The organism is Aeromonas bestiarum (genome assembly GCF_000819745.1).
GTDB classification, from domain to species: Bacteria; Pseudomonadota; Gammaproteobacteria; order Enterobacterales; family Aeromonadaceae; genus Aeromonas; species Aeromonas bestiarum.
This window is the reverse complement of the sequence record NZ_CDDA01000025.1, coordinates 1-23322: the sequence shown is the minus strand read 5'-3', so window position 1 is coordinate 23322 and position 23322 is coordinate 1. Positions and strand designations below refer to the sequence as shown.

Sequence of the window (23322 nt, the reverse complement as noted above, 5' to 3'; positions counted from 1 at the left end):
GACAGCAGAACAAAGTGGCGCTATAATCGCCGCCTTTTTGCTATTCCGCGGTGCTTAGCCGCCTGCCTTAATCTGGAAGAATCTATGTCTGATACCGAACAACTGCCCCTTTTTAGTGAGCTTGGACTGGCCGCGCCTGTATTGAAAGCGCTGCAGGACGTGGGCTATGAGCGCCCGTCACCGATCCAGGCCGCAGCAATTCCCCACCTGATGGCGGGACACGATCTGCTGGGGCAGGCGCAAACCGGTACAGGGAAGACCGCTGCTTTTGCCTTGCCTCTGTTGTCTCGTCTGGAAGCTGGTAACCGCAATACCCAGGTTTTGGTGCTGGCACCGACCCGTGAACTGGCGCTGCAGGTTGCCGAGGCGTGCCAACGTTACGCCAAGCACATGCCGGACTTCCATGTCCTGCCCATCTACGGTGGTTCCTCTTACGAAACCCAGACCCGCGCCCTGCGTCGTGGTGCTCAGGTTGTCGTCGGTACCCCTGGCCGTGTGATGGACCTGATCCGTCGCAAGAACCTGGACCTCTCCGGCCTGAAAGCCCTGGTTCTGGACGAAGCCGATGAAATGCTGCGTATGGGCTTCATCGACGACGTGGACTGGATCATGGAACAGTGCCCGGCCACCCGTCAGGTCGCGCTCTTCTCTGCCACCATGCCGGACCAGATCCGTCGTGTTGCCCAGAAGCACCTGAAGCAGCCGAAAGAGATCAAGATCATCACCAAGACGTCCACCGCACCGACCATCCGCCAGCGCTACTGGCAGGTAACCGGTCTGCACAAGCTGGACGCCATGACCCGTCTGCTGGAAGTCGAGCCGTACGAAGCCGTACTGGTCTTCGTGCGCACCAAGAACGCGGCCGAAGAGCTGGCTGGCAAACTGGCCGCCCGTGGTCACGCCTGTGAAGCGCTGCACGGTGACATCCCGCAGAAGCTGCGTGAGCGTACCGTCGACAAGCTGCGTCAAGGCCAGCTGGACATCCTGATCGCCACCGACGTCGTCGCCCGTGGTCTGGACGTTGAGCGCATCACTCACGTGGTGAACTACGACATTCCGTACGATACCGAATCCTACGTACACCGTATCGGCCGTACCGGCCGTGCTGGTCGCAAGGGTGAGGCCATCCTGTTTGTTGCTCCCCGTGAGCGCCGCATGCTGCGCGCCATCGAGCACGCCACTCGTCAGGCCATCGAGCCGATGAAGATGCCGAGCACCGAGGACATCAACCAGCACCGCATGACCAAGTTCAAAGAGCGCATCCGGGAAACCATGATGGGCGAAGAGCTTGAGATCTACCACAACCTGGTGAACGAGCTGATCGAAGAAGATTCTGCCGATCCGCTGGAGCTGGCTGCCGCACTGGCCAAGCTGGTGCAGGGTGACCAACCGCTGCTGCTGGATGAGTCCATCGCAGAGCCGCAGTTCAACCCGAGCAACGATCGTGGTGGCCGTGACTTCGAACGCCGTGACGGTGGTCGTGACTTCGCCGACCGTGGTGATCGTCCTGCCCGTCGCATGCCGTCTCTCGAGCCGCGTCCGCTGAAAGACAATCCTGATGTAGAGATGGAGCGTTACCGCGTAGACGTGGGTGCCCATCACGGTGTCAAGCCGGGCCAGATCGTGGGCGCCATCGCCAACGAAGCGAACATCGAGAGCCGTTTCATCGGCAACATCGACATCGCCGATGACTTCTCCACCGTCGATCTGCCCAAGGGCATGACCGCCGATGTGCTGGAAGTGATCAAGAAAGCCCGTGTTTGTCAGCGTCCGCTGATGATCACCCGCTACACCGAAGTGCCGGCCGGCAGCAACACTGCCCCCCGTCCTCCGCGCAGCGATCGTCCTTTCAACAAGGATCGCCGCCCCAGCGGTGACCGTCCGTTCAACAAGAGCGGGGAGCGCCGTGAAGGTGGCTTCAACAAGGATCGCAAGTTCGGTGGCAACAAGCGCCGCGACAGCTAAGTCCTGATAGTCTTGATAAAAAGGCCGCTCATTGAGCGGCCTTTTTGTTGCCTGTCATTTGGTTGGTTGATGGGTCTGGACTGGCCCCGCTCAGAGGCCGGGATTGTGTTGGCTAGGGAGAGCTAGCATATTGCCTCTGCCTCTGCCTCTGCCTCTGCCCTGTCGCCTGCAGTCTGTGACACCTGTGTTGGGGCAAGCCAGCCGTGGTGGCAATAGCCTGGGCCGGAGTTGAGAGGGGATCCCGAGCCAAGCGAGTGCCTGCCAGCAGGACACCTGTGCCAAGCCCTGGCTGGAGGACGGGTTGCACATGACGGACAACGAAAAGGCGACCCTGAGGTCGCCTTTTGCGTATTTGCATCTATCTTGTCCGGGGGCTCAGAGCACCATGGCGGCAATCCAGCCGAAGATGATGAGCGGTATGTTGTAGTGGATGAAGGTGGGCACCACGCTGTCCCAGATGTGGTCGTGCTGGCCGTCGGCGTTGAGGCCGGAGGTGGGGCCGAGCGTCGAGTCGGAGGCGGGGGAACCCGCATCCCCCAGCGCACCGGCTGCACCCACCAGGGCTATGGTGGCCATGGGCGAGAAGCCGAGGTGGATGCACAGGGGCACATAGATAGTGGCTATGATGGGCACTGTGGAGAAGGAGGAGCCTATCCCCATGGTGATCAAGAGGCCGACCAGCAGCATCAGGAAGGCGGCGAGGCCCTTCTGGTCCCCAATCACCGCGGAGACGGACTGCACCAGGCTCTCCACCCCGTGGGTGGCCTTCATCACGGCGGCGAAGCCGGCGGCCGAGATCATGATGAAGCCGATGAGAGACATCATGCGCACGCCCTGGGTGAAGGCGTCCTGGCTCTCGCGAAACTTGATGACACCGCCGCAGGTGAAGATGACGAAACCGGCCAGCGCCCCCAGCACTATGCTGTTGGTCATCAACTGCAGCCCCAGGGCCACGCCTATGGCCAGCAGGGCCACCCAGATGTGATTGAGGTTGAGCTCCACCGCTTCCGGCTCGGCGGCCAGGATTTTTTCCAGATCATATTGGCGCGGCTTGCGGTAGCTGATGAAGACAGCGATCAAGAGACCGACGAACATGCCCAGCACAGGAATGGCCATCGCCAGCGGCAACTGGCCGTGCTCGACCGGCACGCCGTTGTCGATCAGATTCTTGGCCAGGATGTTGTTGAGGAAGATGCCGCCAAAACCGACCGGCAACAGCATATAGGTTGCGGTCAGGCCGAAGGTGATGACGCAGGCCACCTGACGGCGGTCGATCTGCATCTGGGCCATGACGTGCAGCAGCGGCGGGATCAGGATGGGAATGAAGGCGATGTGGACCGGGATCAGGTTCTGGGAGGAGATGGAGACCGCCAGTACCGAGGTGAGCAGCAGGCTCTTGACCCAGAGAATGCGAGAGCTGCTGGCATCCTTGCCCAACTGGCTGATCACCTTGCGGGCCAGCAGGTCGGTGATGCCGGAGCGGGAGATGGCGACCGCAAAGGCCCCCAGCATGGCATAGGAGAGGGCGATTTCGGCGCCGCCACCCAGACCACCGGTAAAGGTGCTGAGTGTCTCCTGCAGTGAGAGTCCGCCGATCAGGCCGCCGACGATGGCGCCGATGGAGAGGGAGACCACCACATTGATCCGCAGCAGGCTGAGCACCAGCATCAGCGCAACTGCGATAACAACAGGATTCATTTGATTTCCTTATGGATTGTGTTGCTGTCTGTCATGTGAAAGGCCGTTAGTTTGCGAAAAACGTGACAAATGTCGAGTAAAAAATCAGGCAAAACGCCTGTTGGCAGCATTCTTGGCTGGGCTGGGGGAGCAAGACGGGCGTGGGGGTGAAAAACGGCCTTGTATGGGCCTGTTTTCGCCATTCTGGTCAAACCAGCTTGATACTGCCAACCCAATAGAAGAAGGCTGCCAGGGCAGCCTTCTTGCTCATTGCTCAAACCGGTTATTCGCTTGCATCGTCGGTGGGGGCATCGTCCGGATGGGCCGGTGGCCAGCCACCCAGGCTCTTCCAGCGGTTGACGATATGACAAAACAGCTCGGTAGTGCGTTCTGTGTCATACAGGGCTGAGTGCGCCTCTTTATTGTCAAACGGGATGCGGGCGCTCTGACACGCCTTGGCCAGCACGGTTTGTCCCAGTGCCAGGCCGGAGAGGGCGGCGGTATCGAAGGTGGCAAACGGATGGAACGGATTGCGCTTGAGGCCGGCACGTTCGGCGGCGGCCATCACGAAGCCGTGATCGAAGGTGGCGTTGTGGGCCACTATGATGGCGCGGCCGCAGTCGTGCTCCTTCATCCCCTTGCGAATGCCCTTGAAGATCTCGGTCAGCGCTTCTCTCTCGCTGACGGCACCGCGCAGCGGATTGAAGGGATCTATGCCGGTGAACTCCAGCGCCGCCTTCTCCAGGTTGGCGCCTTCGAATGGCTCGACGTGAAAATGAAAGATCTGGTCGGGCAGAAGCCAGCCATCCTCATCCATCTTGAGGGTATAGGCGGCGATTTCCAGCAAGGCGTCGGTTCTGGCATTGAACCCGGCGGTTTCAACATCGATGACGACGGGGTAAAAGCCACGAAAACGGCCCTTGAGGGTGTGAACAGCGTCGGTCATGGTATCTCGGTCGGCGTGAAATGAGGCGGCATTATGGCAAAAAAGCCGGCCCTTGTCCCTCATCCGCAGCCATGAGACAGGTGTCTGATTCTATTATCGACACTCGGGCTTATAATTGACCACTTCAACAATGGAATGGGGAGCGACGATGAATAAGCTGGGATTGGCGCACAAGATGTTGCTGGTGGTCTGCCTGCCGCTGCTGGCTTTGCTGTTTTTCTCCGGCCGATACGTGTATGAGCGTTATCGGGTCGAGCAGAAGATGGCGCAGGCGCAGGTCGCGCTCGAGGTGGTGCGGGAGGCGGCGCAACTGGCCCACGAGCTGCAAAAGGAGCGCGGCATGTCGGCGGGTTTTTTGGGCTCCGGCGGCAACAAGTTCCGCGACGCTCTGCCCGCCCAGCGCAAGCTGGTCGATACCCTGCTGGCACGTTTTCACGAGGAGCCCGCCCTGCTGGCGCTGGGAGAGGTGCAACAGGCACTGACCGGGCTTGTCGCCATGCGTGAACGGGTCGGTGCGCTGGGGGTCGAGGTGGCGGAGCAGGTCAGCTTCTACAGTCGTCTCATCAGTCAGCTGCTGGCCGTGGTGGATCAGGTCAGCCTCAACAGCCAGGATGCCGACATAGCGCTGCAGACCAATGCCTATGCCGCCTTCTTGCAGAGCAAGGAGCGCATGGGGCTGGAGCGGGCGACCCTGAGCAATGTGTTCGGTCGTGACGGCTTCACCCCCGCGCTGTTGCAGCAATTCATCTCCCTGCTGGCGGCCCAGAATACCTATCTCGAGCGTTTCCAGGCGGTGGCCAGCCCGTCACAGCGTCAGCTGCTGGCCGACAGCCTGGCCTCTCCCGTGGTGGCCAAGGTGGCGGCTATGGAAAAACTGGCGCTGGACAAGGCGGCCACCGGGGGCTTCGGGATCGATGCCGAGGCCTGGTTTGCCTTGAGTACCGACAAGATTGGCCTGCTCAAGGAGAGTGAGGATCGCCTCTACCAGCAGCTGTCCGAGCGGGTCGGCCAGATGCGGGCCCAAAGTGCCAGCGACTTCTGGTGGGCGGCTATCGGGGTCTTGCTGTGCGTGGCGCTGACCACCTTCGTCTGCTGGCGGGTGGTGCGGGATCTGCATCTGGGCTTCATGGCCCTGCACCAGACCTTCAAACGGCTGGTGCAGGAGAATGACCTGACGGTGCGGGTCAACTGGCAATCCGGTGACGAGCTGGGCGCGCTGGCACGGGATCTGAACCATTTCCTCGCACATCTCGAGGGGCTGCTGCTGGCGGTACGCCGCTCCTGCGAGGTGCTGGCCCGCAGCGCCGCCGCGTCGGCAGACGTGATAGCCGAGGTCAACGCCGGCGTGGTCAGGGGCTTTGGTCAGGTGGATCTGGTGGCGACCGCCGCCACCGAGATGGCTTCCACCGTGGCCGAGATTGCGCGCAACGCGACCCAGACCTCGCTGGCGACCCAGCAGGCCATAGGCCGGGCCCGCCAGGGTGATAAAGAGGTGGATCAGACCATAGACGCCATCCAGCAGGTGGCGGGCACCCTGATCGATACCCAGCAACTGGTGGACAGCCTGCATCAGGATACAGAGTCGGTCGGCGAGGCGCTCAACCTCATCAAGCAGATCTCGGATCGCACCAATTTGCTGGCCCTCAACGCCGCCATCGAAGCGGCCCGTGCCGGTGAGTCAGGCCGCGGTTTTGCGGTGGTGGCCGAAGAGGTGAGGGCGCTCGCCTCCCGTACCCAGCAGGCGGCGGATGACATAGCGCGTATGCTGGTCCGTTTGCGCCAGGGCGCCAATCAGGCGGTCACCGCCATGCACCTGGGCACAGAGCAGGCGGGCCTGAGCGTGACCGAGGCCAAGCGGGCGGGCAGCGAGCTGACCGACATAGTCAACGAGGTGCGCAAGGTGAGCGACATGACGGCCCAGGTGGCGACGGCCACTGAGGAGCAGCGCTACGTCACCGACGACATACAGCACAACGTGATGACCATACGCGAGGTGTACGAGGCCCATCGCCTGCACTCGGAAACCTTGCAGCAGAACAGCGCCGAGCTGGATCTGCTGGCTCGCGAGCTGGCGGGCCGCATCGCCAGTTTCAAGCTGATGGAGCGTCCTGCACCCCACTGAGTGGTTTGCCCTAAAGCTTGTCCTGCCCTTGCCGATACCTAACGTGAGATCGTGTGGAGGGCAGGCAGTTGAACGCTTGGATGTTAGGGTTGGTCAGCATATCCGTGAGTATGCAGTTACAGGCGGGCGTCACCGAGTTTGGTGCCGGCCTGGATCAATCCGTCTGGCGCCTGACCTCGGACACGCAAGTGGAGTGTCGCCTAGAACACCCTATTCCCAACTGGGGTACGGGGGCCTTCGTCAGTCGGGCCGGCCGCAAGATCAATCTGGATTTCGAACTCAAGGGGCTGCGTCAGCAGGCTCAGACCCAGACGGTCAGTCTGGGGATCATGCCGCCAGTCTGGCGTCCCGGCATCGCCGGACGGGAAGTGAGCCAGCTGCGTTTCTACCAGCAGTTCGATGGCCTGGTGGAGGGGCAGACCGCCTGGACCATGCTGGACGAGCTGGAGGGGGGGCGTATGCCGACCTTCCAGTACCGCGACTGGTATCGCCAGAACCGGCCGGTGCGGGTGTCGCTCTCCTCGGTCAACTTCCGGGTCAAGTATCAGGCTTTCGTGGATTGCCTGAACGGCCTGCTGCCATACAGCTTCAACGACATCGCCTTCAGCGTGCTCACCTATGACAAGAACAGCGACCAGCTGTCGCTGGCTTCCAAACGGCGGCTGGCGATGATCGGCGAGTATGTGAAGGTCGACAAGAGTATCGATGTGGTGGTGATCGACGCCTACAGCGACAGCTATGGCGGTCGCTGGCCGAACCAGAAACTCTCCGAGAAACGGGCCGATGCCATCAAGAAGGTGTTTGTGGATCTGGGTATCGAACCTGGCAAGGTCTCGGTCGAGGGGCATGGCGAGAAGCAGCACGTCGCCTCCAACGAAACCGAAGATGGCCGCGCCAGGAACCGGCGTGTGGTGATCAACATGGGCCGTAATGGCGCCATCTGATGGGCGGATATCATTCAATGAAAAAGAGCGCCTTGGCGCTCTTTTTTATGGGGATCTTGTCCTGACCATGCCTTAGAAGCTGTCACCCAGGCCTGTGCCTGCATCTTTCTTGGCGATCAGTTCAATCTTGTAACCATCCGGATCTTCCACGAAGGCGATGACCGTCTTGCCACCCTTGACCGGGCCCGGCTCGCGGGTGATCTTGGCGCCGGCGGCACGCAGCGCATCGCAGGTGCCATAGATGTCGTCCGCTTCCAGCGCGATGTGGCCGTAGGCCGATCCCAGCTCATACTCGCTCACGCCCCAGTTGTAGGTGAGCTCGATGACGGCCTCATCCTTCTCGTCGCCGTAACCGACGAAGGCCAGGGTGTACTTGTATTCGCTGTTCTCGCTCTTGCGCAACAGCTTCATCCCCAGCACCCGGGTGTAGAAGTCGATGGAGCGTTGCAGATCGCCGACGCGCAGCATGGTGTGCAGAATTCTCATGGCTTAATTCTCCCCTTGGGATTCACGATTCTGTAATCAGGCAGGAGGAGGCAATGGTTGCCTAGCTCTCCGGGTAGATCTTCTCTTTGTACTCGCAAAGGTCCTCGATGATACAGGAACCACAGCGGGGTTTGCGAGCCAGACAGGTGTAACGGCCGTGCAGGATCAACCAGTGGTGCACGTCCAGCTTGAACTCGGCGGGCACCACCTTCAGCAGTTTCTCTTCCACCTGATCCACGTTCTTGCCCACCGCGAAACCGGTGCGATTCGACACCCGAAAGATGTGGGTATCAACGGCTATGGTAGGCCAGCCGAAGGCGGTGTTGAGCACCACGTTGGCGGTCTTGCGACCGACGCCGGGCAGGGCTTCCAGCGCCTCGCGGTTCTCCGGCACCTCGCCGCCGTGGCGCTCCAGCAGGATGGCGCAGGTCTTGATGACGTTCTCGGCCTTGGTGTTGAACAGGCCTATGGTCTTGATGTACGACTTGAGCCCGTCTACCCCCAGATCCAGCATGGCCTGGGGCGTGTTGGCCACCGGATAGAGCTTGTCGGTGGCCTTGTTGACGCTCACGTCTGTGGCCTGGGCCGACAACAGCACGGCGATCAGCAGCTCGAACGGTGTCTTGAAGTTGAGCTCTGTGGTCGGGTGGGGATTGTCATCCCGCAGCCGCTCCAGGATCTGCCTGCGTTTCTGGTTGTTCATGGCTCCCTCTTGTCTCAGAGCTGGGTCGCGCGGGCGCCCGCTGCCGGCACGGCGCAGTGGGCCTTGTCGGCGGCCTGCTTGCGGCCCAGCCGGTCGTTGATGGCGTTCTTGCCGGCGATCATCAGGCCCAGCCCGATGAAGCCGCCGGGAGGCAGGATCGCCAGCAGCAGGCTGGCGTCGGCGTGGAACAGCTCGATGCGCAATGACTTGGCCCAGTCCCCCAGCAGCAGGTCGGCGCCGTCGAACAGGGTACCCATGCCGATGATCTCCCGCAGCCCCCCGAGCACCAGCAGCACCAGGGTAAAGCCCAGCCCCATCATGAAGCCGTCGAGGGCCGCCAGCAGCGGCGGGTTCTTGGAGGCATAGGCCTCGGCCCGGCCTATGATGACGCAGTTGGTGACGATCAGGGCGATGAAGATGCCGAGCGCCTGATAGAGGCCATAGGTGTAGGCGTTCATCAACAGCTGCACGCTGGTCACCAGGGCGGCGATGATCATCACGTAGACCGGGATGCGGATATCCTTGGGCACCAGGTTGCGCACCAGGGAGATGGCGAGGTTGGAGCTGACCAGTACCACCATGGTGGCCAATCCCAGCCCCAGGGCATTGGTGAAGGTGGAGGAGACCGCCAGGGTGGGGCAGAGCCCCAGCACCTGTACCAGGGAGGGGTTGTTCTTCCACAGCCCCTGCAGCATCAGCTCCTTGAGCTCTTCGCGGCGGCCATTGCCTTCGTTGGCGAGGCTCTGGCCGTCAATCACATCAACTTGTTCCATGGCTTGTGCTCCGGCGTTATGGGGTGGCGTCACAGGAGGGGGCATCCCGCAGCAATTCAGGGTGTTCCTGCTGCAACAGCAGCAGGTTCTTCACCGCCTTGACCACGGCGCGGGGTGTGATGGTGGCGCCGGTGAAGGCATCGAATTCACCACCATCCTTCTTCACCGCCCAGTTGGCCTCGTTGTCGCGGTTGAGGAACTTGCCGACAAAACTGTTGATCCAGCTCGATTTCTTCAACTCTATCTTGTCACCCAGGCCCGGCGTCTCATTGTGGGCCAGTACCCGCACCGCGCTGACGTTGCCCTTGGCATCTGTGCCGACGATGAGGCGGATGGCCCCACTGTAGCCGTCGGGGGCCACGGTTTCCAGCGCATAGCCTGTGGTCTCGCCCTGCAGGGTCGCTGTGTAGAGCGGCATGGCCTGATCGCTGCCCAGATAGGTCTTGCTCTGCACCCGCTTGCAGCTGGCCACCAGATCATTGTCATAGCTCCCCTCCGGCAACAGGGCCGAGAGGGTGCGCAGCTTCTCCAGCTGCTGCTGATGGGCGATCCTGTCGCGGGTCAGCTCATTGGTCAGCACCACGACGGCGGTGCAGGCCAGGGCAAACAGCGCCAGGGTGACGCCGTTCTTGCGCATGCTCTTTAACATTGAATCTTTCCTGAGAGTGAGGTGTGCGCCGGGGTCATTTGCGGCGTGCTCCATAGACCTTGGGACGTGTCAGGCTGTCGATCAGCGGTACGCACAAGTTGGCCAGCAGCACGGCGAAGGCGAAGGCATCCGGGTAGCCGCCAAAGCGGCGGATGAGGTAGACCAGCACGCCGATCAGTACGCCATAGACCAGACGGCCACGGGGTGTGGTGCTGGCACTCACCGGATCGGTGGCGATGAAGAAGGCCCCCAGCATGGTGGCGCCGCTGAACAGGTGGAACATGGGGGTGGCGGTGGCATCCGGCGTCATCAGATAACCCAGGGTGGCCGCCAGCAGCAAGGCGCCCAGGATGGCTCCCGGAATGCGCCAGTTGATCACCTTCTGTTGCAGCAGGAACAGGCCGCCCAGCAGGTAACCGAGGTTGACCCAGCTCCAGCCGATGCCGCCCCAGCCCTCGAACACGGCGTGGGTCATCACCTCGCCGGCGGTGAGCCCCTGGGTCAGCCCTGTTTTCAGGGTATCGAGCGGTGTGGCCATGGTGAGGCCATCCACCCCCTGCTTGAGCTGCGCCATGCTGTAGCCGTCCAGGCTGAAGCCGGTGAAGATGACGGATGCCGCATCGCCGAAGCCGATGTCATAGGCGGCTATGCTGGACGGCGGCAACCAGCTGGTCATCTGTACCGGGAAGGAGACCAGCAGCAGCACATAGGCCACCATGGCCGGATTGAACAGGTTCTGGCCCAGCCCGCCGTAGAGGTGCTTGGCGATGATGATGGCAAAGGCGGTGCCGAGTACCAGCATCCACCAGGGCAGCAGGGGCGGCAGGGAGAGGCCGATCAGCACGGCGGTCAGCGCCGCGCTGCCATCCATCAGGGCGGGTTTGATGGGACGGTGGCGCAACTTGAGTACCAAGGCCTCTGCACCCAGCGCCGTCACCAGCGCCAGCAGGATCTGGATCAGGGTGCCCCAGCCGAAGAACCAGGTCTGCGCCAGAAAACCGGGCAGACATGCCAGGATCACCAGCAACATCAGGGTCTGGGTCTGTTTGCGGTTATGGGCAAACGGCGCACTCGCGATATTGAACATGGATCAGTGGCTCTTGTCAGTCGATGGAGAAGGGGAAGCCTGGGCAGCCGCCTCGGCCGCCAGTTTCCGGGCCTTGGCGCGGGCCACGGCGGCGGCAATGGCTGCTTTCTTGGGGGCGGCGTCGGCGGCGTCAGGCTGCGGTGCTGCGGCAGGGGTTGCAGCGACGATGTCTTCACCCTCGGTCACGGCCGCATCACCTTGCGCCTGAGCGGCTTTCTTGGCCTTGGCACGGGCAATGGCGGCAGCGATGGCCACCTTCTTGGGATCGGCGTCAGGCTGCGGTGCTGTGGCAGGGGTTGCAGCGACGGCGTCTTCACCCTCGGTCACGGCCGCGTCACCTTGTGCCTGAACGGCCTTCTTGGCCTTGGCACGGGCAATGGCGGCAGCGATGGCCGCCTTCTTGGGATCCGCGTCAGCGGCGGAGTCAGACTGTGGCGCGGCGACAGGGCTATCCGCAACAGCTTCGTCACCTTGCGAGCCAGCTGCCTTTTTGGCCTTGGCACGGGCGATGGCGGCGACAATGGCCGCCTTTTTGGGATCGACTTCTGCGGCAGCCGGGGCGGATCCGATGGCCGGCTCGGCTTCGACAGCGATAGCCCCGGGTTCGGCGACCTTGTCATCCGCAACTTGAGCGGCCTTTTTGGCCTTGGCACGGGCCAAGGCTGCAGCGATGGCTGCTTTTTTCGGATCCTGTGCCGCTGGTGTTGGTGCAACATCTGTGTGCTCATCGCCGCTGGCCGCCTTGGCTGCGCGCCGAGCGATGGCTTCCTGCTTGCGCGCCTCGCGGGCGGCAATCATGGCGCTGTTGTCGGGCTGATCAGCCGCCCCGCTGGCGGTTGCCTCCTGCTTGGCCTTGATACGGGCCAGGGCGGCGGCGACCGGATCTTCGCCACCGGCGGCCGTCATGGCCTGGCGGCGCTGGGCCGCTGCTTCGGCGTGGCGAGCCTCGCGGGCCGCTTTTTCCCGCTCGAAGCGGGCCTGCTTGGCCTCGAAACGCTGCTTGGCACGCTCGGCCTTCTCGGCCTCGGCGCGCGCCTCGCGGATGTCATCCTTGGCAATCTTGTAGTACTGCACCAGGGGGATCTCGCTCGGGCAGACCCAGGCGCAGGCGCCGCACTCGATGCAATCGAACAGGTTGAATCCTTCGGCCTTGTCGTACTCCTTGGCTCGGCTGTACCAGTAGAGCTCCTGGGGCAGCAGGTTGGCCGGGCAGGCGTCGGCGCAGGCGCTGCAGCGAATGCAGGCCTGTTCCGGGCCGGGCGGTGGCAGCTCGGCCCGGGTGGGGGAGAGCAGGCAGTTGGTGGCCTTGACCACGGGCACCATGGCGTGGGGCAGGGTGAAGCCCATCATGGGGCCCCCCATGATGACCCTCTGGTCCGCCTCGGGTTGCAGCTCGAAACGCTGCAGCAACCAGCGCACCGGGGTACCCAGCAGCACCCAGGCGTTGCCCGGTTTCTTGAAGGCGTCGCCGGTGAGGGTGACGATGCGGGAGATGAGCGGCTCGCCGTCGATGATGGCGCGCTTGATGGCAAACACTGTGGCCACGTTGAGCACCATGATGCCCATGTCCACGGCGCGGCCCCCCTTGGGCACCTGACGGCCCGTGAGCAGCTCTATGGTCTGCTTGGCGCCGCCCGAGGGGTACTTGGTCGGCACCGTCTTGACCAGCACGTCTTCGTCGGTGGCGTGACGGGTCAGCTCGCCGATGGCGGCCGGCTTGTTGTCTTCCACCCCGATCAGGGTCAGCTTGGGCTTGAGCAGGTGCTTGAGCACCCGGATGCCGTCCATGATCTCGTCGGCATACTCCTGCATCAGCCGATCGTCGGTGCTGATGTAGGGCTCGCACTCCAGCCCGTTGACGATCAGGATCTCGGTCAGCTGACCGCGACCGTCCAGCTTGCTGTGGGTCGGGAACACGGCGCCGCCGAGGCCCGCAATGCCCGCCTGCTGGATGCGTTCCAGCAGCTCGCCCCGCTCCAGGTTCCAGTAGTCGCTGCGGCCCTGGCGCTCACCCCAGGCATCTTCCCCATCCGGGGTGAGGGTGATGCAGAGATCATCGAGGCCGGAGGGGTGAGCCACCGTGTGGTGGCCGATGGCGGTGATGGTGCCCGAGGTGGAGGCGTGCACCGGCACTATGCGACCCTTGTCGTAGCGGGTCAGCGGCTGACCCTTCTTGACCTTGTCGCCGACCTGCACCAGCAGATCGCCGGCCGGGCCCGCGTGCTGGCGTACCGGGATTATGAGCTGGGGCGGCAGGCCCGCGTCCACCACAGGGGTCAGACTGGATTGATCTTTGTTTTCGGGAGGATGAATGCCGCCGTGAAAATCCCACAGGGTGCCGGCTTTGATGCGTTCGAGTAAGGACTGCATGGTTACTCCACTATCTTGACCGGAATGGCGACGCTGGCCAGATCCCACTTCCAGTTGTCGACCGTGGTCGGCACAGGGATCATTTCGATACAGTCGGTTGGGCAGGGATCGACACAGAGATCGCAGCCGGTGCACTCGTCTTTGATCACGGTGTGCATCGCCTTGGTGGCACCGACGATGGCATCGACCGGACAGGCCTGGATGCACTTGGTGCAGCCGATGCATTGATCTTCATGGATGAAGGCGACTCTCTTTACCGGGACGGCGGCTTCGCCACCGCCCAGCGGCTGGGGCTCTACCCCCATGAGGTCGGCAATCTTGCGCATGGTGGCATCGCCACCGGGCACGCACTTGTTGATCTGATCGCCGTTGGCCAGGGCCTCGGCATAAGGCTTGCAACCCGGGTAGCCGCACTGGCCGCACTGGGTCTGTGGCAACAGGGCATCGAGCTGATCGACGATGGGATCGGCTTCCACATGAAACTTGACGGCGGCAAAGCCCAGAATGATGCCGAAGGCCAGGGCCAGCAGAGCCAACACCAGAACGGCAAAGAGTATGTGAGTCATAGCGCTATATCTTGATGAGGCCGGTAAAGCCCATAAAGGCCAGCGACATCAGGCCGGCGGTGATCATGGCGATGGAGACGCCGCGAAACGGAGTGGGGACGTCGGCCGCCACCAGGCGCTCACGCATGGCGGCAAACAGGATCAGCACCAGCGAGAAGCCACAGGCAGCCCCGAAGCCGTAGATGATGCTCTGGATGAAGTTGTGACGCTCGTTGATGCTCAGCAGCGCCACCCCCAGCACGGCACAGTTGGTGGTGATGAGCGGCAGGAAGATGCCCAGCAGGCGATAGAGGGTCGGGCTGCTCTTGCGGATAACCATCTCGGTGAACTGAACCACGACGGCGATCACAAGAATGAAGGCGAGCGTGCGCAGGTAGGCGATGTTCAACGGGATCAGGATATAGTGTTCCATCAGATAGGAACAGGCGCTGGCCAGCGTCATCACGAAGGTGGTGGCCAGCCCCATGCCGATGGCTGTCTCCAGTTTGCCAGAGACGCCCATGAAGGGGCACAGGCCGAGAAACTTCACCAGCACGAAGTTGTTAATCAGCACTGTGCCGACCAATAAAAGCAGGTACTCAGTCATTGAAGGTTGGTTATCCGGTTTGAGGGCGGCGGTATTATCTGATTTTAGGTGCCTTTAAACAACCGCAAGGCCGCATGGTTATTATTCAAATGGCCAATTTCATGGAGGAAATGTGCGCCCTTTACCTATCTTTACCCTCACCCTGGCGATGCTGCTCTGGTCCAGCTCCTTCATCGCGCTCAAGCACGTGCTGGGGATCTGGGGCTTCGGCCAGGTGCTCTTCATGCGCATGAGCGTGGCCGCGCTCTGCTGGCTGCTCTGCTACCGCTACCTGGGCAATTTTTGCTATCAAAAGGGAGACTGGCGCTGGCTGGCCCTGATGGGGGGACTGGAGCCTTGCCTCTATTTCCTGTTGGAGGTGAATGCTCTGCGCTACACCAGCGCCGGTCAGGCGGGCATGGTCTGCGCCTTGTTGCCGCTGATCGTGGCCCTGGTGGCCTTCGTGCTGCTCAGGGAACGGGTGAGTCGCCGCCAGTTGCTCGGGTTTGCCATCGCCATCTTCGGCATAGCCCTGTTGGGGTTGGGCGGCGGGGTGGACGAGTTTGCCCCCAACGCCCTGCTCGGCAACAGCCTGGAGATGGCGGCCATGTTGTGCGCCGCCACCTATTCGGTGGTATTCAAGAAGCTCTCCAGTCGCTACAGCGTGCTCACCCTGACCGCCCTGCAGGCCTTCGTTGGCACCCTCTTTTTTGCCCCCTTCGCCGTCAGCGAGCCCTGGCCGACGGCCTGGGCCTGGCAGGACATGGCGGTCATCGTCTTCCTCGGTGCCTTCGTGACGCTCGGGGCTTACCTGCTCTACAACTGGTCTGTGACCCAGGTCAAGGTGACGCTGGCGGCGGCCTATGTGAACCTCATTCCTGTCTTTACCCTGTTGCTGGCTTATCTGCTGTTGGGGGAAACCCTGACGTCGCTGCAGTGGCTCGCCTGTGGCGCCGTGCTGTTCGGCATAGTGGTGGGACAACTGCCCGCGCGGCACAAGGTTCGCGCGCCTGTCATCGCCGACAGCTGATCTGTCCTGCACTACGCTGGCAGCATGGCTGGCGCCGAGCGGCTTATCGGCTACAGTCTGCACAGACAGGTCAGGCAGGATCCGGGAGAGCACAGATGAACGGCATGATGTTATTGACCAGGGCGCAGGCCCTGCTGGCGCACAATCCCTTTACCCTGGCCGATGCCAGGGCGCTGGAGGCCTTGGAGGAAGCGGCCGTGGGAGAGGAAGGACTCTTGATCGCCGAGTTGTGGGAAACGGCCCTGGTACTGGCCGATGAGGAGGCTCGCCGCTATATGGGCGAGGCCTGATGGCCGGGCTATGCCCGTGCTTCGCGCAATCTTGATGAAGCACCGCTTCCTGCCCGCCATCTCCGCTGCCACTCCTTTCTGCCCCTCGCATTTATTTCCTTCACATCACGGCAGGCAACAAGGCTTGCTGCGCTTTCACATGGGCGCAATGAAACAGATGATGGATTCTATGTTCTTCGACTGCTGATTGAGATTGTTATCACCTTGCCTCCCTGGTTGAAGATGGGGTTGTAGGTGGCTTCCAGCCAGATCTTTTCACCGTGGCGACCAAGGCGTATGGAGAGGCTGGACTTACCGACCTATGAGATAGAGGTTTAATGCTGGTTTAACGGGCTTATCAAACTCGGCGGTTCCTGTGCCACCAAGTTTGATAAAAGTACCAAGGGCACGGTTTTTCGTTTCAGGCAGAAAGATGTTTCATTTTTCGCGGCGGGATAAAGAGGGTAATCATATGTTTTTATTATATTTATTCTGTCTGCCATGGGGGATCAGACTCGGGGGTGCGGCTGGCACCTGCTTCATGCCCAGGCTTTTCCAACCGTCATTCCCCTGGCGCCGGCCCGGTTTTGGCGGTGCGGATACCGTGAATCTGTTCGTTTTCCCCGCAGTTCAACACATCAGAGCACCCTAGGGCGGCAAGATGAGGTATCTTATGCCCCGATTTCATCCATTTAACGGATCCGAGACCCCTATATGATTATCAAACCCAAGGTTCGCGGCTTTATCTGCACCACCACTCACCCGGTTGGCTGTGAGGCCAATGTTCGTCGCCAGATCGCTTACACCCAGGAGCAGGGCATGATTGCCAATGGCCCCAAGCGGGTGCTGGTGATCGGCGCTTCCACCGGTTATGGTCTGGCTTCCCGGATTGCCACTGCCTTCGGTAGCGGCGCTGCCACCATAGGCGTCTTCTTCGAGAAAGCCGGCAGCGAAACCAAGACGGCGACTGCGGGCTGGTACAACTCCGCCGCCTTCGACAAGGCTGCCAAAGAGGCGGGTCTGTATGCGAAAAGCGTCAACGGCGATGCCTTCTCCAACGAGTGCCGCGCCAAGGTCATCGAGCTCATCAAGGCCGATCTGGGCCAGATCGATCTGGTGGTCTACTCCCTGGCCTCGCCGGTGCGCAAGATGCCGGAGACAGGTGAAGTGGTGCGCTCTGCCCTGAAACCCATCGGCGAGACCTACACCACCACCGCCATCGATACCAACAAGGATCAGATCATCACAGCCACCGTCGAGCCGGCGAACGAGGAAGAGATCCAGAACACCATCACCGTCATGGGCGGCCAGGATTGGGAACTGTGGATGGCTGCCCTGCGTGATGCTGGTGTGCTGGCCGAGGGCGCCAAGTCCGTGGCTTACTCCTATATCGGCACCGACCTGACCTGGCCCATCTACTGGCACGGTACCCTGGGCCGCGCCAAGGAAGATCTGGATCGCGCCGCCACCGCCATCCGTGGCGATCTGGCTGCCAAGGGCGGCACCGCTCACGTGGCCGTGCTCAAATCCGTGGTGACCCAGGCCTCTTCTGCCATTCCTGTGATGCCGCTCTACATCTCCATGGCCTTCAAGATCATGAAGGAGAAGGGGATTCACGAAGGTTGCATGGAGCAGGTCTATCGCATGATGCGCACCCGCCTCTATGGCGAGGAGCTGGCGCTGGACGAGCAGGCCCGCATCCGCATGGACGACTGGGAACTGCGTGAAGACGTGCAGCAGACCTGCCGCGATCTCTGGCCTTCCATCACCACCGAGAACCTCTCCGAGTTGACCGACTACACCGGCTACAAGCAGGAGTTCCTGCGCCTGTTCGGTTTCGGCCTGGCCGAGGTGGATTACGAGGCGGATGTGAACCCGGACGTGAAATTCGACGTGGTCGAGCTCTGATCCTGACTCAAGTGAAAACAGGGCCCCGCGGGGCCCTGTTTTTTTATCAAAAACTCCGCCAAGTTGCGGAATTTTATTATCCGCGATCACCTTTTTCCCATATCAAACCCGCTAGTCTTGCGCTGATCGGATCACAGACGGCATTGCCGAGGAACGGAAGCTATGACCACTCCAAACGAGGCGCCCAAGAAGCGCCAACTCCCCACTGTCTATACCCTGCTTTTCATCATCATCGCCCTGATGGCGGCCCTCACCTGGGTGCTGCCGGCGGGCAAATACAACTATGTGACGGCCAAGACCCAGCAGCCTGTCGCGGCGGCGGCGGTGGCTGACTACAGCGGCGATGAGCGATTGCTGCCTGTGCCCGGCAGCTACACCGAGCTGCCCTCCCACCCGCAGGGGGTGTTCGAGGTGCTCAAGGCCCCCATCCAGGGCTTCCACAAGGCGGCCGACGTGGCGCTGTTCGTGCTCATCATAGGCGGCTTTCTGGCGGTGACCATGCAAAGCGGGGCGCTCGATGCCGGGGTAGGGGCCATAGTGCGCGCCTTCGCCGGCCGCGAGCGGCTGCTGATCCCCGTGCTGATCGCCCTGTTTGCCCTCGGTGGCTCCACCTTCGGCATGGCGGAGGAGACGGTGGCCTTCTGGGCGCTGATCGTGCCTGTCATGATGGCGGCGGGCTTCGATCGCATGGTGGCGGCGGGGATCATCTTGCTCGGCTCCGGCGTCGGTGTGCTTGCCTCCACCGTCAACCCCTTTGCCACCGGCATCGCCTCCGGTTTTGCCGGCATTCCCATCGGCGAGGGGATAGGCCTGCGGGTCATCCAGTGGCTGCTGCTGGTGATCTTCGCCTCCTGGTTCGTGATGCGTTATGCCAAGCAGGTGCAGCAGGACAAGTCCCGATCCGTGCTGGCCGACATCTCCTATGACGACGAATTCTCCCAGATGAAGCGCAGCGACTCGGCCTTCACTGGCAAGCAGAAGCTCACCATGCTGGTGTTCTTCGGCACCTTCCTGCTGATGATCTATGCGGTGGTGCCCTGGTCGGATCTGGGGATCGATTTTCTGCCAACCCTTGGCTGGTGGTTTGACGAGCTTTCCACCCTGTTCTTCAGCGCCTCCATCCTGATCGCGCTGATCAACCGCATGCCGGAGTCCAACTACGTAGCCACCTTCCTCAACGGGGCGCGGGATCTCATCGGGGTGGCGCTGGTGGTGGCGGTGGCGCGCGGCATCTATGTGGTGATGGAGCAGGGCGTCATCATAGACACCATCTTGCACTGGGCCGAGGGGCTGGTGACCGGCCTCTCCTCGTCGGTCTTCATCCTGATGGCCTATCTGGTGCACATCATTCTTAGCTTCTTCATCCCCTCCACCTCGGGGCTGGCGACCGTCTCCATGCCGCTGATGGGGCCGCTGGCGGACTTCTCCGGGATCTCGCGGGATCTGGTGATCACCGCCTATCAGTCCGCCTCCGGCTGGATCAACCTGTTCGCCCCCACCGCCGCCCATCTGGTGGCGGGGCTGGCGCTGGCCAGGATCCCCTACGATCGCTTCGTGCGCTGGGTGCTGCCCTTCATCGTCGGGGTGGCCCTCATCACCATGGCGGTGCTGGTGGCGGGAACCCTGTTGCACGGCTGATGATTCAGCTGCAAACGACAGATAACAAAAAGGCTCCCGCGGGAGCCTTTTTCATGAGCCGTGCTTACTGCTTGTAGCCCTTGAGGAAGCGGGCGAGACGACCGATGGCCTCTTCCAGCTCCTCTTCACGGGGCAGGAACACCAGCCGGAAGTGATCCGGCGCCGGCCAGTTGAAGCCTGTGCCCTGCACCAGCAGCAGTTTCTCCTGCTGCAGCAGGTCGAACACCATCTTCTGGTCGTCGCGAATGTCGTACACCTTGGGATCCAGGCGCGGGAACATGTAGAGCGCCCCCTTGGGCTTGACGCAGGAGACGCCGGGGATCTCGTTCAGGAGCTCCCACGCCTTGTCCCGCTGCTTGCGCAGGCGGCCGCCCGGCAGGATCAGCTCGTTGATGCTCTGGTAACCGCCCAGCGCAGTCTGGATGGCGTGCTGCATCGGCACGTTGGCACACAGTCGCATGGAGGCCAGCATCTCCAGCCCCTCGATGTACCCCTTGGCACGGCCCTTGGGCCCGGTGATGACCATCCAGCCCTGACGGAAGCCGCAGGCGCGGTAGGCCTTGGAGAGGCCGTTGAAGGTCACCACCATCACATCGTCACACAGGGTGCAGACGCTGGTGTGGGAGATGTCGTCGTAGAGGATCTTGTCGTAGATCTCGTCGGCGAAGATGATGAGGTTGTGCTGGCGGGCTATCTCGATCACCTCCAGCAGGAACTCGCTGCCGTAGACGGCCCCGGTCGGGTTGTTGGGGTTGATCAGCACCAGGCCGCGGGTGCGCGGTGTGATGCGGGCGCGGATGTCGTCCAGGTCTGGATACCAGTCGGCCCCTTCGTCGCAGCGGTAGTGCACCGCATGGCCACCGGAGAGGGTCACTGCCGCGGTCCACAGCGGATAGTCGGGGGAGGGCACCAGCATCTCGTCGCCGTTGTTGAGCAGCGCCTGCATGGCCATCACGATCAGTTCGCTGGCGCCATTGCCGATGTAGATGTCATCGATATCGACCTTGCGCATCCCTTTTTGCTGGTAGTACTGCATCACTGCCTTGCGGGCCGAGAAGAGCCCCTTGGAGTCGCAGTAGCCCTGGCTCAGCGGCATGTTGAGGATCACATCCTTGATGATCTCTTCCGGCGCATCGAAACCGAACGGGGCCGGGTTGCCGATATTGAGCTTGATGATGCGGTGGCCTTCGTCTTCGAGACGGCGAGCCTCTTTATGCACCGGGCCGCGAATGTCATAGCAGACATCGTCGAGCTTGTGCGACTTGTCGATAGTGAACATGGTGAGTGTGCTTCCTTCCCCGTGGGGACGCGTTGGCGAAAAAGGCGATTTTTAGTATCAAATTTCTTTTCCCCTATTCTTCACAGAATTGAATGCTAGAACAATCTTCTTTTTAGTAGAATTCCCTGATTTTTAGCCCTAAAACAGGGTTGCTGAAACGTTAAATTCAGCACGATCGTTTGTGTGAACCGAGGTTCACCAGTGAAAGATGAGGGGCTGATTAACAAAGCTACCCGACTGTGTTGAAATATTCGCATCCAATGGCACGATTGGCTTGCGTAAAAAATCGTGGCCTGTCGCCCTTGCGGGGTCTTGGCACATCGTCGCCGGGCCCATTTTCATCATCTGTCGAGGTATCTCCATGCACGCACCCGCGCCCGGCCGTTATCGCCACTTCAAGGGAGGCTATTATCAGGTGCTCACCCTGGCCCTGCACACCGAAACCCAGGAGCAGCTGGTGATCTATCAATCCGAGCAGGATGGAGCCGTCTATGCCCGCCCTGTGGCCATGTTCATGGAGTGGATCGAGCATCAGGGCCAGGTGGTGAGCCGCTTCACCCCGACCGCGGGCTGAGCGGCGGTTTGCACCATAAAAAAAGGCGCCATCAGGCGCCTTTTTTCCATGCGGGGGGAGCTTACTGGTAGAGACCCAGGTTTTCTTTGGCATAGGCTTCGAAATCGGTGCAGCCACCGATGTGCTGCTCGTCCAGGAAGATTTGCGGCACTGTGTTGACCGGCTTGCCGGCACTCTTGGCCAGATCTTCCTTGGTGATGCCTTCGGCGTGGATGTCCACGTAGCGGAATTTGAAATCGTCACGCTGCTCAACCAGCTGCTCGGCGATCTGCTTGGCACGGACACAATAGGGGCAACCGGGACGACCAAAAATCACTGCAAACATGTTCTCTCTCCGTTGATATGAAGCAGGGCACAGCATAGCCCCGCCTCGTGGCTAGTCAAAGTGGAAATTGTCGATACGGCCGTTCGCCATATCCGATAAGCCACCTTGCTGGCAACGTGGCTCCCCACATTACTGCTCGATGATCTGGATGGGTTGTTGCTGGTAGATGCTCTCCAGCACGCCCTTTTCGAACACTGTCCAGGGCCAGACGGCCTTGCTGGCACGGTAGCGCTCGTGGGTGGCGGGATCCTGCGACAGGCCGCGCTGGAACATCACGAAGGCCTTGCGCTGCCCCCCGGCGGTATCGATGAAACCGGCCAGGTTGGAGGTACCCGTGATGGTGCCTGTTTTGGCATGCACCTTGTTTTTCATCATGGGGGCGGTGACGCTGCGCCGCCAGGCCAGGGTGCCATCCACCTGAGAGCTGGGCAGCAGCTTGATGAAGCCGAGTTCGGCGTCATTTTTCTGGATGAAGGTGAGCACAGACAGCATCTGGCGGGCGCTGATGAGGTTGTGGGCCGAGAGCCCCGAGCCGTCGGCCAGGGTGGCGTTGCCCAAGTCTATGCCGTTCTTGGTCAGAATGGCGCGCACCGCCATGGTGCCGCTGCGATAGCTGCCCGGCTTGTTGTAGTAATGGCGGCCCACGGTTTTGAGGAAGGTGTCGGCGTAGAGGTTGTCGGATTTTTTGAGCATCTTGGAGAGCATGATGGGCAATGAGACCGAATAGTGGGTGCCCAGGGTCTCGGCCCCTTCCGGTGCCTTGTGGGTCACGCGCAGCAGTCCCTCATGCTTGATGCCGGCTCTGTCCATGGCCCAGCGAATGTTGTCCCAGCCCCAGGCTTCCACGTCGTGAATGGCAAAACGCAGACCCTGTGGCTCCTTGTTCGGGGTGATGCAGCCCTTGAGCTCGTAGAAGTTGCCCTTGGCCATGTCCACTTCCAGGGCGCAGAACTGGCGCGCCATGTCGCCATAGCTCATCACTTCCACGTTGTCGGCGCCGATGCCGATGGGCACGCCTGTGGCCACGTTGCCGGTGGCGGGTTTGCCAATCTGGGTGGCCGTGATGGTGCCATAGGCGCAGTTCTTGTCGATGATGACGGAGGAGACGGGGGCGGCGAAGCAGAGAGTCTGATCCCCCCACGACCAGCCGTTGCCGCGCTCATAGCCGTTGTAGGCGCCTGTGTTGACGTAGACGTTGCCCTGGATGCGGTTGACCCCGAGCTGCTTGAACAGGGCCAGCAGATCCATCCGTGACAGGGTGGGGTCGCCGACGAAGTTGATCCAGATGTCGCCCTTGATGGCGTCACCCTGCTTGGCGCCAGGCTGGGCCTGGATGTCGGTGGCGAAGCGGAAGTCGGCGCCGAGCTCGAGGCGGGCGGCGAGCGCGGTCAGCACCTTCATGGTGGAGGCGGGCGCTATCATGTCATCGGCGTGGCGGGCAAACTC

The 23322-nt window shown here is 61.6% G+C and carries 21 protein-coding genes and 1 pseudogene; 8 read left to right on the top strand and 14 right to left on the bottom strand.

The genetic code is table 11. The annotated features are described in order from the left end of the window. Positions 1–84 precede the first annotated feature (84 nt). Complete coding sequence (locus BN1118_RS12760; RefSeq protein WP_043556440.1) at positions 85–1965, top strand: DEAD/DEAH box helicase; 1881 nt, start codon at positions 85–87, stop codon at positions 1963–1965. Between the two features lie 375 nt (positions 1966–2340). Here the strand turns inward: BN1118_RS12760 and BN1118_RS12755 are convergent, their stop codons facing one another. Then, a complete protein-coding gene (locus BN1118_RS12755) occupies positions 2341–3663 on the bottom strand; it encodes a Na+/H+ antiporter family protein (RefSeq protein WP_043141290.1) in 1323 nt (440 codons plus the stop codon). Between the two features lie 262 nt (positions 3664–3925). Beyond that, a complete protein-coding gene (gene rnt, locus BN1118_RS12750) occupies positions 3926–4588 on the bottom strand; it encodes a ribonuclease T (protein ID WP_043141287.1) in 663 nt (220 codons plus the stop codon). 148 nt (positions 4589–4736) lie between these two features. Here rnt and BN1118_RS12745 point away from each other — a divergent pair, with 148 nt between their 5' ends. Then, complete coding sequence (locus tag BN1118_RS12745; protein ID WP_043141285.1) at positions 4737–6710, top strand: methyl-accepting chemotaxis protein; 1974 nt, start codon at positions 4737–4739, stop codon at positions 6708–6710. Between the two features lie 68 nt (positions 6711–6778). Further along, positions 6779–7654 (top strand): flagellar protein MotY, encoded by an 876-nt coding sequence (locus BN1118_RS12740; protein WP_043141282.1) that lies wholly within the window; start codon positions 6779–6781, stop codon positions 7652–7654. Positions 7655–7726: 72 nt separating this feature from the next. On the opposite strand, the gene gloA is transcribed toward BN1118_RS12740, so the two are convergent. From gloA to rsxA, 8 genes are all read right to left on the bottom strand, one after another. Beyond that, positions 7727–8140: a lactoylglutathione lyase gene (gloA, locus tag BN1118_RS12735; RefSeq protein ID WP_042869625.1), complete on the bottom strand. Its 414-nt coding sequence runs from the start codon at positions 8138–8140 to the stop codon at positions 7727–7729. A gap of 61 nt (positions 8141–8201) precedes the next feature. After that, positions 8202–8843 carry an endonuclease III gene (nth, locus tag BN1118_RS12730; RefSeq protein ID WP_043556437.1) on the bottom strand — a complete coding sequence of 214 codons (642 nt, stop codon included), beginning with the start codon at positions 8841–8843 and terminating at the stop codon, positions 8202–8204. A gap of 14 nt (positions 8844–8857) precedes the next feature. Next, positions 8858–9616 (bottom strand): electron transport complex subunit E, encoded by a 759-nt coding sequence (locus tag BN1118_RS12725; RefSeq protein WP_043141276.1) that lies wholly within the window; start codon positions 9614–9616, stop codon positions 8858–8860. Between the two features lie 16 nt (positions 9617–9632). Then, positions 9633–10265, bottom strand: coding sequence for an electron transport complex subunit RsxG (gene rsxG / locus BN1118_RS12720; RefSeq protein ID WP_043556436.1), 633 nt, complete (start codon positions 10263–10265; stop codon positions 9633–9635). Between the two features lie 34 nt (positions 10266–10299). Next, a complete protein-coding gene (rsxD, locus tag BN1118_RS12715; RefSeq protein WP_043556435.1) occupies positions 10300–11352 on the bottom strand; it encodes an electron transport complex subunit RsxD in 1053 nt (350 codons plus the stop codon). Between the two features lie 3 nt (positions 11353–11355). Further along, the gene (gene rsxC / locus BN1118_RS12710; RefSeq protein ID WP_043556434.1) at positions 11356–13722 is read right to left on the bottom strand and encodes an electron transport complex subunit RsxC; all 2367 of its coding nucleotides are present in this window, start codon (positions 13720–13722) and stop codon (positions 11356–11358) included. 2 nt (positions 13723–13724) lie between these two features. After that, positions 13725–14288, bottom strand: a complete 564-nt coding sequence (gene rsxB / locus BN1118_RS12705; RefSeq protein ID WP_043141265.1) for an electron transport complex subunit RsxB — start codon at positions 14286–14288, stop codon at positions 13725–13727. Between the two features lie 4 nt (positions 14289–14292). Continuing rightward, positions 14293–14874, bottom strand: a complete 582-nt coding sequence (gene rsxA / locus BN1118_RS12700; protein WP_042869638.1) for an electron transport complex subunit RsxA — start codon at positions 14872–14874, stop codon at positions 14293–14295. Between the two features lie 112 nt (positions 14875–14986). Between rsxA and BN1118_RS12695 the strand changes: the two genes are divergently transcribed. Beyond that, a complete protein-coding gene (locus BN1118_RS12695; RefSeq protein ID WP_043556431.1) occupies positions 14987–15883 on the top strand; it encodes a DMT family transporter in 897 nt (298 codons plus the stop codon). Between the two features lie 95 nt (positions 15884–15978). Further along, a complete protein-coding gene (locus tag BN1118_RS12690) occupies positions 15979–16173 on the top strand; it encodes a hypothetical protein (RefSeq protein WP_043141260.1) in 195 nt (64 codons plus the stop codon). A gap of 191 nt (positions 16174–16364) precedes the next feature. Here the strand turns inward: BN1118_RS12690 and BN1118_RS22455 are convergent. Next, positions 16365–16466 (bottom strand): annotated as a pseudogene (locus BN1118_RS22455) (methyl-accepting chemotaxis protein); the annotation flags it as partial. A 400-nt stretch (positions 16467–16866) separates the two neighbouring features. Between BN1118_RS22455 and fabV the strand changes: the two are divergent. Both fabV and BN1118_RS12680 read left to right on the top strand, forming a co-directional pair. Then, on the top strand, positions 16867–18060 hold the full coding sequence (gene fabV, locus BN1118_RS12685) for an enoyl-ACP reductase FabV (RefSeq protein WP_043556430.1): 1194 nt from the start codon (positions 16867–16869) through the stop codon (positions 18058–18060). 162 nt (positions 18061–18222) lie between these two features. Next, entirely contained in the window at positions 18223–19698 is a 1476-nt protein-coding gene (locus BN1118_RS12680; RefSeq protein WP_043556429.1) for a YfcC family protein, read from the top strand. Between the two features lie 64 nt (positions 19699–19762). On the opposite strand, the gene BN1118_RS12675 is transcribed toward BN1118_RS12680, so the two are convergent. Further along, positions 19763–20977 (bottom strand): pyridoxal phosphate-dependent aminotransferase, encoded by a 1215-nt coding sequence (locus tag BN1118_RS12675; RefSeq protein ID WP_005314784.1) that lies wholly within the window; start codon positions 20975–20977, stop codon positions 19763–19765. A gap of 361 nt (positions 20978–21338) precedes the next feature. Here BN1118_RS12675 and BN1118_RS12670 point away from each other — a divergent pair, with 361 nt between their 5' ends. After that, positions 21339–21551 (top strand): DUF1653 domain-containing protein, encoded by a 213-nt coding sequence (locus BN1118_RS12670; protein WP_043556427.1) that lies wholly within the window; start codon positions 21339–21341, stop codon positions 21549–21551. 61 nt (positions 21552–21612) lie between these two features. On the opposite strand, the gene BN1118_RS12665 is transcribed toward BN1118_RS12670, so the two are convergent. Further along, positions 21613–21876 (bottom strand): GrxA family glutaredoxin, encoded by a 264-nt coding sequence (locus tag BN1118_RS12665; RefSeq protein WP_010633640.1) that lies wholly within the window; start codon positions 21874–21876, stop codon positions 21613–21615. A 129-nt stretch (positions 21877–22005) separates the two neighbouring features. After that, positions 22006–23322, bottom strand: a 1317-nt coding sequence (gene dacB, locus BN1118_RS12660; protein WP_043556426.1) for a D-alanyl-D-alanine carboxypeptidase/D-alanyl-D-alanine endopeptidase, incomplete at its 5' end; no start/stop codon positions are given.